General features: G+C 66.9%; 10 protein-coding genes. 8 read left to right on the top strand and 2 right to left on the bottom strand.

Translation table 11 applies throughout. The annotated features are described in order from the left end of the window. The first annotated feature begins 14 nt into the window (after window positions 1–14). The 7 genes from ABH935_RS26800 (at window position 15) to ABH935_RS26770 (ending at window position 10,173) form a co-directional block, all read left to right on the top strand. Window positions 15–491 (top strand): hypothetical protein, encoded by a 477-nt coding sequence (locus ABH935_RS26800; protein WP_370380694.1) that lies wholly within the window; start codon window positions 15–17, stop codon window positions 489–491. Window positions 492–619: 128 nt separating this feature from the next. Next, window positions 620–1,105: a hypothetical protein gene (locus tag ABH935_RS26795; protein ID WP_370380693.1), complete on the top strand. Its 486-nt coding sequence runs from the start codon at window positions 620–622 to the stop codon at window positions 1,103–1,105. Between the two features lie 381 nt (window positions 1,106–1,486). Further along, window positions 1,487–2,290: a hypothetical protein gene (locus tag ABH935_RS26790; RefSeq protein WP_370380692.1), complete on the top strand. Its 804-nt coding sequence runs from the start codon at window positions 1,487–1,489 to the stop codon at window positions 2,288–2,290. A 164-nt stretch (window positions 2,291–2,454) separates the two neighbouring features. Further along, window positions 2,455–3,567 (top strand): DUF4365 domain-containing protein, encoded by a 1,113-nt coding sequence (locus ABH935_RS26785; protein WP_370380691.1) that lies wholly within the window; start codon window positions 2,455–2,457, stop codon window positions 3,565–3,567. A gap of 225 nt (window positions 3,568–3,792) precedes the next feature. Further along, window positions 3,793–4,002 carry a DUF397 domain-containing protein gene (locus tag ABH935_RS26780; RefSeq protein ID WP_370380690.1) on the top strand — a complete coding sequence of 70 codons (210 nt, stop codon included), beginning with the start codon at window positions 3,793–3,795 and terminating at the stop codon, window positions 4,000–4,002. Window positions 4,003–4,160: 158 nt separating this feature from the next. After that, window positions 4,161–6,539: an AAA family ATPase gene (locus tag ABH935_RS26775; protein WP_370380689.1), complete on the top strand. Its 2,379-nt coding sequence runs from the start codon at window positions 4,161–4,163 to the stop codon at window positions 6,537–6,539. Between the two features lie 256 nt (window positions 6,540–6,795). Then, window positions 6,796–10,173, top strand: coding sequence for a tetratricopeptide repeat protein (locus ABH935_RS26770; protein ID WP_370380688.1), 3,378 nt, complete (start codon window positions 6,796–6,798; stop codon window positions 10,171–10,173). 377 nt (window positions 10,174–10,550) lie between these two features. On the opposite strand, the gene ABH935_RS26765 is transcribed toward ABH935_RS26770, so the two are convergent. Together ABH935_RS26765 and ABH935_RS26760 are read right to left on the bottom strand one after the other, a co-directional pair. Beyond that, a complete protein-coding gene (locus ABH935_RS26765) occupies window positions 10,551–10,949 on the bottom strand; it encodes an ATP-binding protein (protein ID WP_370380687.1) in 399 nt (132 codons plus the stop codon). Between the two features lie 276 nt (window positions 10,950–11,225). Beyond that, a complete protein-coding gene (locus ABH935_RS26760) occupies window positions 11,226–12,020 on the bottom strand; it encodes a MarR family transcriptional regulator (protein WP_370380686.1) in 795 nt (264 codons plus the stop codon). Between the two features lie 407 nt (window positions 12,021–12,427). Between ABH935_RS26760 and ABH935_RS26755 the strand changes: the two genes are divergently transcribed. Beyond that, window positions 12,428–12,946 (top strand): prepilin peptidase, encoded by a 519-nt coding sequence (locus ABH935_RS26755; protein WP_370380685.1) that lies wholly within the window; start codon window positions 12,428–12,430, stop codon window positions 12,944–12,946. Window positions 12,947–13,035 lie beyond the last annotated feature (89 nt).

Here is a 13,035-nt window from a genome sequence, read left to right as displayed (position 1 = left end):
AAAGCAGAACCCTGTTGAGCAAGAAGAAGCAGTGCCGAAAGCAGAAACCAAGCCCGCCGCCCAACACCTCCACCGGCGGCCAGCAAGCGGTGCCCCGGCACGAGCAGCAACTGGCCGTCATCGGGAACACGGTCCTGGACATCGAGGCGGCGTTCCGGCTGCTGCGTGCCAGGCCTCGGGACACGGTACATATCGATGTCGACGCCTGGGCCCGGCTCTACGGCATGAACGGCGACCCGCACGCACCGATCCAACTCGGACCGCTGTTCAACCGCCACCACGCTGCCGGTGCCGACCTCCGCAGGCCACTGATCCTCATCACCCTCACCCTCGACAACGGGGACGAGGTTCAACTCATCGCAGACGGAAGCCATCGGCTCTACCGCGGCTACATCGAAGGCCGAGACAGCCTCCCAGCCTGGATCCTCACCGCCGCCGAAACCCGCGCCATCACTCTCACCCACCCCTTCCAGAACGGAGCCACCCCGTGACAACCCCGCCTGAGAACCCACAGCAACAACTCAGCGATGCCGTTGACTCCTACCTGACCACAACGCTCTGGCGCCCATCCGACCCCTGCACACCATCGGCGGACACGTCCACGAAGGCCTGGACCAGCATGGACCGCACAGCCCGACTGCTGATCACCTCTGCCCCCGGCGAGTCGACCACCGCCGTTCTGACCGGCCACCCAGTAGGCCAGAGCAAGAACACCCTGTGGACAATCTCCATCACCAACCCCACCCCGGACCAAATCATCGCCGCCGCGTCCGCCGCCGCCAGGATCCGCCTTGCCGCCATCCTCGCCATGGTGGACAACCTGAGGCTCAACTCCTGGAACCTGGACAACGACGCCCCAGCCGGCACGCTGTGCCTACTCAAAAGCCCAGGTGAAAAGCGCAGCATCACTCGCCTCAACGGCACCGACAACCAGCCGGGCGGCTGGCTCGTCAACGGCGACGGCCTGAACGTCGAAGCCACCGACGGCACACCCGAGTCCGTCCTCGAAGCACTGGCTCTCACTGCCGCGCCCGCCCGCGCCCGCACCCCCGAGACACCTCTCGACACCACGGCCCCACCGCCGCCGACACCGGGCGTGCCGTGATCAGCACACTCATAGAGGCGGCCCGCCGTGCGCGGGCCGCCTTTTGGCGTGCCAGACAGGACGCAGGAAGCACCTCGGCCCCGAACCGACCAGCAGCCCACTGCGGCAGGGCCCACTCCCGGTCAACGATGATGCGCCCGCCAAGGCCACAGCCCGACCACGCAACGCTCGCCGCCCTCGTCCTGAGCGGGCTGGTCGACCCGGCGGACGCAGTTCTCATCGCGCTGATCGAGGCCGACCGCCACCGCGCCCGTTGACCGATCACGCCCGCCCACTCCCGACCACAAGCCGCCCACAGCCCGACCACCCCGCGCGCCCGACTCCCCCACCGACACGGGCGCGCGCTTCGCCATGCCCGCTCCCGCCGCCCCCGGAGGTCCCATGGCCCACTCCCCCACCCCGACCAGCTCCATCCGCGTCGCCCGCCTCGGCGGCACCGTCGCCGAACTGGCCGCCGCCGCGATCAGCGCCCACACCCTGTACCACCTCGGCGGCCAACTCGACCTCGGCTCCGCCGCCTGGCTGCTCCCGGTCGCCCTGGACGCCTACGCCTTCACCGCCCTGGCCGTCGGCTACAGCCTCCCCGCCGACCACCCCGGCCAACGCCCCGTCCTGCGCAATGCCCGCCTCGCCTTCGCCATCAGCCTCGGCTGCAACGCCCTCGACCACTTCCTGCGCAAAGCCGGCCAACTCATCGACTCCACCACCCGAGACCTCCTCCTGGTCGCCGTCGCCACACTCCCTTCGCTCGTGGTCGAGCGCCTCCTGAACCTGCAGAGCCGCCTGGTCGGCCACGGTGCCGAGCAGCCGGCCGCCGCTGACGAGTCAGCAGGCGACACCACCGACCGCCAGGAGGCCGCAGTGGGCGAGGTGGACCTTGCCCACGCCGGCGCCGCGGCCGGCTTGGCCGACCGCGCGCGTAAGGCTCGACCGGACTGGCTGGTCATCGGAAGCCAGGCGTTCCCCGAGCTCACGAGCAGCCTCGGCCGACGACCTTCTGGCCGGGAGTTCCAAGCAGCTCTCGCCGCCCATGCGAAAGTCTTGGCCGCGGCCGGAGCCTTGCCCGCCGGAACCAAGGCACCGTCGGTCACCTCTGCGAAGCGCATCCGCGCGATGCTGGAGTCAGCAGAGACCCCGACTAGTGCTGCATCAAGTAGCGTTCGCCCTAGTGACGATCTGACGTAGCCTGGCGTCGTCGGCGTGGCGGTTTCGCCAGATGATGTACCCACGGATTACGCCCCTACTCCTAGTGGCTACGGTGGCCGGTGCCGCCGCGAAGTAGCGCAGTGCGGTGAACCGCGGGTCATAAGGCGCGAGGAGCCTGTCGAACGCGCTGGCATGATGAGCGCATGATGCTTCGGAAGCCGTCGGCCAAGTTGGCGAGTCTCGGTGTAACTCGTACCAGGCTGGCCGTCGAAGAGGAACTCGGATGGTTGTTCCGTGAGCAGCCGACAGAGGACTTCGGTATTGACGCCCATATAGAGGTGGTCGATGGCGAGATCGTCAAGGGAAAACTGTTGGCCCTGCAGATCAAGAGTGGCAAGAGCTTCTTTCAGGAGCTTGGTCAGAATGGCTGGTGGTTTCGGCCAGACGATGACCACGTGCGCTACTGGACGAATCACTCACTGCCGGTCGTGCTTGTCATGTGCCACCCGGAGACTGGTCAATGCCATTGGCAGCACATCAATGGAAGTACGCTCGTCGAGACTTCGACCGGTGGGTGGAAGGTGCTGGTACCCGAAGTGCAGGTATTGAACGCCAACGCGCGAGGTCCGCTCCGTGCAGTCGCTGGCGACCGCCGGGAGGTAGCGGATGCCACGTTGCGGTATACCGCTGGCGTGAGCCGTGAACGTGTGGGCCGCTGGTACCGCCTGCGTATGCCAGACAATGTGCGCGCACAGGTCATTTCCACGGTCTATCAAAGGGCTGACGAGGCCGGATGGGATCAGTTGGCCGTCCGCGACAGGTTGGAAATCATCTCGGGCTGGGTCGATGACCCAGCGGTGGGTGGTGTTCTGGTGTCGTACTTCTCCAAAGATAAGATTCGAGTTTGGCTAAAGGACGTGCCACTGAAAGAGTATTACCGCGCCAAGGAGGGGCTCGGCCCCTATGCGCGATACACGAAAAGGCGATACCAGGCACCTGATGAAATCACGCTCGCGGTGTGCGGAGACGGATGGTTCGTTGAACCCGGCACTGTGGACATCAACCCCTCGCGCTGTTTAGCGACGAACGGAAGAGCTCATCGGCACGTCTTCTGGGGTGGAGTCTCCGATTTCAAGGATCTTGTGTATGCGGCGCTCGACTCGACCCGAGAGGGCTTCCTCAAGCCGATCGTAGTTCTCATGCATCGTGAGAACGAATCTGTGGCACACGATTATAATCGGCGCGCCGGCATCGTCGACATGGCCCAGATCAGCCTGACGTATCTGACGCGCGTCGAGACGTCGACGTCTGAGTAGGTCACACGAGGCTGCCTAGCAGACGACCTAGGCGGCCACGACGACAAGGAACCAGGAGCACGCGGCTCTTCTGATTGCGATCCAGCAACGACCCGACGGCGAACTCGTGGGCGATCGTCCTTGATCCTTGGTATACGGGATGGCTACGGCCGACCTCCGTGCTGTCGCTCGCATGCTGTGGTCCAAGGCGCCGACCGGGACCGGGCAGGCGCGGGAGCAAAGATCATGCGGAGGTGGGTCATGGGCTCTCGGGGATGGTTCAAGAGCAGCTTCAGCCAGCAAGACAAAGCTTGCGTGCTGGTGAGGTTCGACGGCGGCATGGCGTATGTGCGTGACGACAAGGTCGCTGATGGCCCTGTTCTGGCGTTCAACCGGGGTGAGTGGGAGGCGTTCCTGCTGGGCGCGTTCAACGGCGAGTTCGAGATGCCGGTGTAGGTCGCTGGCCGGGGCCGGCACCAGGTCGCCCCCGGCCGCATCAACGGCCGTCGGCCTGCGCCGTCGGGCTTGTGTGCGAGCGCGGCACGGGTAGCCTCAAACAGGACTCTGATTCACCCGTGGTGCGGATTGCGGCGGCGAGCGAAGGGGGTACGCGGATGGGGGCGGTCGAACCTGGTGGTGCCGATCGGGCGGAGGTTTCGTCCGAGCTGTCGGGCCGGGCCAGGGATGTGGTGCAGGCCAGGGACGTCTCCGGCGGCATCCACTACCATGCCGGCCCTGTTGTCCCAGCCGCCGTCCCGCGAATGCTCCGGGCCGACGTCGCCGGGTTTGTTGGCCGCGAGGAAGAACTAGAGAGGCTGGCCAGGACCGTCGCCGACCGCGGCGGGCTGCGCCTTGCGGTGGTGGCCGGTACCGCCGGGGCCGGGAAGACCTCGCTGGCGCTGCGGTTCGCCCACCGGGTACGGGCCCAGTTCCCGGACGGGGACTTGTTCGTCAACCTGCAGGGCTATGATGTCGGGCCGCCGCTAGCTCCGGCCGCGGCCCTCGAGCGGTTCCTACGCGCTCTGGGCGTGCCGGGCGGGGACCTCCCGGCCGATCTGGAGGACCGGGCCGGGATGTACCGGTCGCTGCTGGCCGGGCGTCGCATTCTGGTGGTGCTGGATAACGCGGCCACTGCCGGACAGGTACGGCCACTGCTGCCCGGCGACGGGCAGCCGTTGGTGGTGGTGACCAGCCGCAGCCGGCTGTCCGGGCTTACCACCCGAGACGGGGCCCGCAGGATCAGCCTTGGCCTGCTGGATTCGGCCACCGCCGTTGACCTGTTCCAGGCAGCGACCGGGGAATACCGGAGCCTTGACGACGCTGGGCAGGTGGCTGAGTTGGCCGAGTTGTGCGCGCGGCTGCCGCTGGCGCTGCGGATCGCCGCAGAACGCGCCGCGGCCCGGCCGCTGATGCCGCTGGGCGAGTTGATTGCCGAGCTGAGCTCCGGGCAGGGCCGCTGGGCGGCACTCTCGGTCGATGGCGATCAGGAAGCCGATGCGGTGCGCGCGGTCTTTGCCTGGTCCTACCGTGCGCTGCCCGCCAGCGCCGCCCGCACGTTCCGGCTGCTGGGCCTGCATCCGGGCCCGGAGTTCGGGGTTGGCGCGGCCGCCGCGCTGTGGGGCTGCCCGACCGCACAGACGCGATCGATGCTAGACGTGCTGACCGGGGCACATCTGCTGGAGCAGACCGGGCCGGCCCGTTTTCAGCTCCACGACCTGCTGCGCGCCTTCGCAGCCGACGTCGCCGAGGCCGATGAGCCCGACGCCGAGCGGCAGCAGGCCTTGGAGCGGCTGGTCCACTGGTACCTGTACAGCGCCGACGCCGGCTATCAGATGCTCCAGAACCTGGAACCCAGCCTGCTGACGGCGGCCCGGCCCGCGGACGGTGTAGAACCCGAGCGGTTCACCGGACAGTCAGCGGCCGTGGACTGGTACGCCATCGAGCGGGCAAACCTGCAAGCTCTGTTGCAGACCCTGGAACAGACCGGGCAGCACGCCGCGGCATGGCGGCTCGCCGCCACCATCCAGCCGCTGCTGTACGCCTACGGATCAGCCGACGACCGCATGCCGGTGGCCCAAGCCGAGCTACGCGCCGCCGAGGCCTGGGGTGACGCGTCCGCCCGTGGCCGGGCCCTACGCGACATGGCAATCGCCGAACGTCTGGCCGCAAAGCTCGAGCCAGCCGGGGAACACTACCGCCAGGCTTTGACGGTCTTCTCTCGGCTCGGCGACACCGCCGGGAGACTGTACGCCGCGAACGGCCTGGGCCTGACCCTGACTGCTCTGGGCGAGTTCGACCAGGCTGCCGGGGAGTTCACCGAGGCCGTCAAAATGGCCCACGCCAACGGCAACGTACGATGGGCGGCAGTTTTGCGAGTGAACCTGGCCGAGGCCCTGTTTACACAAGGACATCTCGAGGCCGCCTCCGACACGGCCAGCACTGCTTTGAGAGACATGACAGATGCCGTCTACCAGGGGACGGCCTTCCTTGTGGGCTACCGGGTCCTGGCCAGTGCTCTGACCGAGCTGGGCCGATGGGATCAGGCCGCCTCCGCCCTGAACAACGCCGACCGGTACGTCACCGAGTTCGGCGGTGACCTGGCCCACCGGACATGGGCACTAGTCGCCCAGGCCGACCTAGCCCTGGCCACCGGCCAGCATGAGCAGGCGCACGAACTGCTTTGGCAGGCCGAGAACCTGAGCCGGGGAATCGACATTGCCGACCTGCAGGCCACAATCCTGACCAGAACCGGGCAGTCACTCCTGGCCATGGGACGGGCCTCTGAGGCCGTGGACTTCCACCGCCAGGCGGTAGCACTACGCCGGAACCTACCCGTGCCGCTTCTGCTCGCAGAAGCCCTGATACATCTGGCACGGGCCCACGACGACCTCGACCAACCACACCAGGCGACCATCGCCCGGCAGGAGGCCGCGGCGCTGCTGGCAGGCCTGACCTATCCGCGCGCCACTTCCCTGCGCGCCCAGGCCACGTAGCACACCGGCTCTGAGCACCCTAGGAGATCGACTTCGCCGTCCGAACACGGGAACCAACGGATCCGGGAAGAACACACGCGACCTCGGCCACAGTTGAGGGTCCACCGCAGACTGGGGTTCACCGGTGACCTTCGACGTGCTGCTGGATAGCCCTGACCCGTCGATACGCCACCTCCGCGCCAGCTCAGCGCCACAGCCGGTCCGGACACACTGGTGTGACTAAAGCAGGGTTCTGATAATAGGGGGCGGTCCGCCGATGGACGAGGACGCGCGCACGGCGCCGGAGTTTGAGTTCCGCCTGATCGGCACTGTTCAGGCGGTCCATCAGGGTGTGGGTGTGGAGTTGGGCGGGCCGCTGGCTCGTGCGGTGCTGGCGGTGCTGCTGCTGCACCATGGGCAGGCCGTGCCCAAGACCAGCATCGTCGAGCGCGCCTGGCCGGACGACCCCCCGGACACTGCCGTCGACATGGTCGCCGACTACGTCTCCAAGCTGCGCAGAGCCCTCACGCCGGCGCTCGGGAAGAACGTTCTGCACGCGGTCCGGCCGGGCGGGTTCCGGGCCGATATCGACCCGGAGCTGGTCGACGTCCACCGCTTCGACCGGCTGGTGAGGCAGGCCGCAGCCGCTCGTGACGGTCACGAACCAGCCCTAGCGGCGCAACACCTGCGCCAGGCTCTGCGCCTGTGGTCGCCAGGTGTCAGTGCGCTTGCCGATATGGAATCGTCCTGGCTGCGCACCCAGACCCGAGTGCTGCACGGCAAGCGTCTGGACGCCCTGGAGATGCTGGCTGCCATCGAGCTGGATGCCGGCCAACCTGAGCAGGCTGCGGCGCTGCTGCACGACGTTGTCGCAGCGCATCCGGAACGGGAGCGGCTGACCGTCACCGCGGTACGTGCCCTGACTGCCGCCGGCGAGACGGTGGCCGCGGCTCAGCTGGCGGCGGCCGGAATCGCTGCCCTGATCCACCTCGGACACGATCCGAGCCCTGCGCTGCGCATCGCCCAGACCATGGCACTGAACCGCAGCGGTCCGACACGCTCCGGCGTGGCGTCGCAGCGCGGTCCGCGTTACCAGCTGCCGATGGACACCGTCTTACTCGGCCGCGACCAACAAGTTGCCGACCTGCTCAACCTCGCTGCCGGCGAAGCCGGGGCCCCGGGCACGGTGGTGATCTCCGCGATCGACGGCATGGCCGGGATCGGCAAAACCGCCCTGGCCGTTCACGCTGGCCACCTGCTTACCGAGCAGTTCTCCGACGGGCAGCTGTTTGTGAGCCTGCGCGCTCATACCCCTGACGCCCCGCCACGGGATCCTGGCGATGCCCTGGGTCATATTCTGCAAGCCCTCGGCCTGGACCCGAGGAACATCCCGCCGGAGTTGGAGGAGCGGGCCAAGGTTTACCGAGATCGTTTGGTCGGTACGCGTACCCTGATCGTGTTGGATGACGCGGCCACCGAAGCCCAAGTCCGCCCCCTGCTCCCCGGTACTCCCGGCTGCTTGGTGCTCATTACCAGCCGCAACCGGCTCAAAGGCCTGGACGATGCCCATCCGCTATCTCTGGACGTTCTAGCCCCGGCTGACGCGGTCGCTCTGCTGCGCCGTCATGCCGGACCTGGCCGCATTCCTGCTGACGACCCTGTGGCCGCCCGCATCGCCGAGCTATGCGGGTACCTGCCACTTGCACTGCGGATCACCGCCGCTATCATGGCCCACCGCCGCACCTGGACGATAGGGCACCTGGAGACTCGGCTGCGTGCTGGGCTGGCCGACCTGTCCGTGTTCGACGACGGCGATCGCCAAGTCGCCGCGGCCTTCAACCTGTCCTACAACAACCTCACCATCGACCAGCAGACAATGTTTCGTCGCCTCGGGCTGATTCCAGGACCCGACGCCGATGCCTACGCCGCCGCAGCACTGTTGGACACCAGCCTGCGAAAGTCCGACACGTCGTTGCAGGAACTGACCGATCGCAGCCTGCTCACAGAGACCACACCCGGCCGCTACCGTCTACATGACCTGCTCCGATTGCACGCCTACACCCACACCACCAACACCGACCCCACCGACCTGCGCGAAGCCGCTTACGACCGGCTCTTGCACTACTACGCCCACACCGCAGAAACCGCCTCCGCCTTCATGGCCTGCGCACCAGAACTTGAACCCGACGGTCCAGGCCCCGCTCATGCGCCCGGCCTGACCGATCCCGAGATCGCCCGGGCATGGCTGCGTACTGAACTGCCCAACCTCGATGCCGCCTTCGCCCACGCTCATGCCTGCCGTCTTGACCAGCACACCACCGCCCTAGCCGTCGGCATGGCCGAAATCCTGAGCACCGACGGCCCATGGACCCGCGCGCTGGAAATCCATTCGGCCGTCGAGACTGTCACCCGCAGCGGCCCGCCCGTCGCCCATGCCAGGGCCCTGAACAACCTTGGGCGGGTGCGGTACCAGACCGACGACGATCCGGGGGCGATGGACGCACATACGCAGGCTTTGCAGGTGTTTCGGCAGATCGGCGATCGTCTCGGTGAGGCTAACGCCCTGAACGGTCTGGGCCTGGTGCGGCTTCAGACCGGGGACCGTCCGGGGGCGGCGGGCGACCACACACAGGCCCTAGAGATCTATGCGCAAATCGGCCACCGCTTCGGTGAGGCCAACGCCCTGACCAACTTGGGACGGGTGCGGCTTCAGGCGGGGGACTATTTGGCGGCGGCGGGCGCCCACACGCAGGCCCTGGAGATCTTCCGGCAAATCGGCCACCATCTCGGTGAGGCTAACGCCCTGAACGGTCTGGGACGCGTGCGGCTTCAGACTGGGGACTATCCGGAGGCGGCGGGCGCCCACACGCAGGCCCTGGAGATCTTCCGGCAAATCGGCCACCATCTCGGTGAGGCCAATGCCCTGAACGGTCTGGGGCTGGTGCGGCTTCAGACTGGGGACTATTTGGGGGCGGCGGCCGCCCACACGCAGGCCCTGGAGATCCACCGGCAAATCGGCGCCCTGACCAACTTGGGGCTGGTGCGGCTTCAGTCCGGGGACTCTCTTGGGGTGGCGGGCGTCTATACGCAGGCCTTGGACATTCTCCGGCAAATCGGCCATCGCGGCAACGAGACCTTTAAGCTGAATAACTTTGCCGCCACCGTCGCCGCGCTAGGCGACCGCGACAGCGCCTTTACCCTCTACCAGCAGGTCCTAAAAGCGATCCGGAAACTGGGCAAGCCCGACGACCAAGCTATCTCCCTGGAAGGCATTGCCGACTACCGCCTCAACGCCGGCGACACCGTCCAGGGCGTTGTGTACCTGAACCAGGCCCTGGAGATCTACCAGCAGCTCGGCGACCGCAGCAACGAGGCCTGGGCGCTGAATGCCTACGCGGCCACCGTCGCCGCGCTCGGCGACCGCACCCGCGCCCTCACGCTCTACCACCGCGCCCTGGCCATGAACCGGGAACTGAACAAACCCGACGACGAGGCCATATCCCTGGAAGGTATCGCCGACCACCACCTTGCCGTCGACGACATCGTCCAAGGCGTGGCGTACCTGAACCAGGCCCTGGAGATCTATCGGCGCCTGGGCATGCGACCGGACATCGAACGGGTTCAGGCCCGGCTCTCCGAACTCGACGCGCAGTAGGCCAGCCCCCGGGCGCCGTGCCGGATGCCTTCTCGAAAGGACCCTTTCGTGAAGTGCCCTGGTCCACGGTATCCACACGTCCGTCCTCCAGCTCTGACCAGGGCCCTGAGAAAGTCATCGCACCGAGCCCACAACTGCGCGAAGTCACTTCTCGAAAGTTAATCGATCTCTCTGGGGTGTCCGGTGACTTACCTAACGAGTGGATCGTCATCCTTCTGGATCTTGTGGTGATCGTAGTGCGATCCGACGAGGTTGCCCGGAAGGTCACGAGGCGTCTGTATCTCGCTGGCGGGCCGCGTCACCGCTGCGTCGTTCGCACATTCTGGCAGCTGAGGGCTCACCAAGACACGCACCGTCAACGCAGGTGGCGCTACAAATCACAGACTCTTGATACGGTCACGTGGGAGTACAGCCACAACGGTCTTGCCTTCGCCGGGCGTGGTGAACACCCTCGGTGGCGTACCGCAGAGCGCCGCGACGATCGCCAACCCACGTCCTGACTCAGCAAGCACATCTTCCTCGCGGGGATGCAAGCAGGCGTCCGGGGACGGGTCCCAGACCTCCACAGATAGCGCATCGGTGTAGAGCTTCAGGACCAGGCGGCAGGTCGCCGGGGTACCAATGGGCACAGCGTGCTGGACCGCGTTGCCGACCAGCTCGGAGACCACCAGGCAGCAGTCGTCGGCAAGCTCCGGCAGTCCCCATTGGGCCAGGACGTCCGCCGTGTGCCGCCTGGCCCACCCGGCGGCTGTCGACGTAGTCGCGAACTGCTGCACGCTCCCCGATATCGGCTGTCCTGTGCTTGGGCACCGAGGGCCCGGCAGACGCGGCGGTCCCGGACGTTGGACAATAGCCGGGGCCTTAGACATCGGCGCCGGGACCGGACCGGGAGGTAGCTTGGGCGTCCGAGCCACCGGGATCGGCGGTGGGTCAGAAGGCGAACACGGCACGACGGAGCCTCTCTGGGGATGATGGACCGACGGACTACGAAATGCGGCTGCGACACAGCGAGCCTGGTGACCTCGGATCTCGAGGGAACGGCCAGCGCCCGGTCAAGCCGGATTGGGTACCTCGGTCGCGACGAGGCGATAGGACTTAGGCTTGTCGCGAGTTCGCGCTACAGCCCCGGTAGCGACCAACTTCTCCAACACGTTGTGGATCGCGCCCGCGCTGCGACCCTTGAGCATGTGACTGAGCATCGTGGGTGTGTACTCGATATCCGGATGCGCCTCAAGAACGGCGGTGACCATCGCTGCCAACTCGCCCGAGGCCAGGCGCCTGAGTCGACCGTCGGAAGGCGATTCGCCGGGCGAGGGCGGCACAGTCGCTGCCTCTTCTGGTGCCGCCGCAGAATCGGTCGGCCGGACCACCGCAATCTCACACTCCGGTTCGCCCTCGCTCGTCGTTTCGGTTTCGGCAGCAAGGCTGACCGGCAACGCAGGGCCTTCGGTTGCGGTCTCGGCACGAACCTGCGCGGAAGCGACACCGGTAGCTCCACCCGGCTCCTCAGGCGCGGCGCCGGATTCGGGGCCAGCGACCGGACCGTCAGCCCCGAACAGCAGTGAGCTCAGTGCAGGGCCGGGCGACCACTGGTCGGCCTCCCTAAAACCGTGCTGCTCTCGAATGGTGCGGATCGCTGCGCCAGTAGATTCCAGCAGAGTCAGAGTCTTGGCAACCGATGACTTACTTACACCAACGTGCGCGGTGAGCTCTGCGGCAGTCGCGTATTGCACCTCGGCCAGTGCGGCGGCGACACGACGCTGAGCGGGGGTCAGGGACGGCCCTTCCGCTGCGGGGGCAGGAATGGGGGCTACGTACGGGGTATGGGTGTCGGCGGCGTTGGGCACGTCGGGTTCCTCTCAATCGGTCAGTGCGCTTGGACACACCTATCGACGCTCGACAGCGCCGAAATGTGAAGCGTTTTCACCGCTACAGACTTAAATCGACCGTTTTTGATGACAGGACCTTGACTGCATATCGATAGTCGAGCGAAACTCGACGGTCCTGATCGACGGTCATCCGGTCGAGCGGTTCCAGCGGTCCGACACGCCCCGGTTCACGCGCCGAAAGGGCGGTTGCCACATACGCTGAGCGCAGCTGCCAGGGACTCACCCCGCGGTCACGCCCTCGTCCCACCCGTCCCCGGACGTTCGTCCACGGGAGTTCCCATGCCGTCGTATCCGCCTGCTGCCACTACGGCGTTCCGCCCGTGACCGCGCCGCACCCGGAACTAGCCGCACCGCGTCCAGTTCGCATGACCACCTGGGCATGGATCGCCACCGGGGTGATCGGCGCGGCGGTGTCGATCGCGTGCGGGGCGCGGATGTATCCCGATCCGGCCGCGCCCGCCTGCTGCTACTTCGCCGCCGTCGGCACCGTGCTGTCAGCGATCGACATCGCCGTCATGCGCCTGCCGGACTTCCTGACCCTCCCGTCGTACCCGACGCTGTTCGTCGCTCTGGCGTGGGCTTCATCGACAGCCGGTGACGCACAGCCGCTGTATCGAGGAGTCGAAGCAGCAGGCGTCCTGCTCGCCGTGTTCGCAGCCCAGCACCTGACCATCGGCCTCGGCCTGGGGGACGTGAAACTCGCCGGCCTGATCGGGATACTGCTCGGCTACTTCGGTTGGACCGTGCTGTTCCGCGGACTGCTCGTCAGCTGCCTGATCGGAGCTGCGTGGGCGGCGGCGTCACGCCTTCGTGGGGGCCGTGGCGAGTACGTCCCGATCGGGCCCGCCCTGGTCGCCGGCGCATTGGTCGCCGTACTGACATAGTCGCGAAGTTATCCTATTTTTCATCATTTCGAGGCAATAGGGAGTTTAGGTCCTTCTCCCGGGCCTGCTCATGCGCTGAAGTTAACGGG

It is taken from the genome of Catenulispora sp. GAS73, from assembly GCF_041262085.1.
Lineage (GTDB): Bacteria > Actinomycetota > Actinomycetes > Streptomycetales > Catenulisporaceae > Catenulispora.
This window is presented reverse-complemented; position numbering and strand designations above follow the sequence as displayed.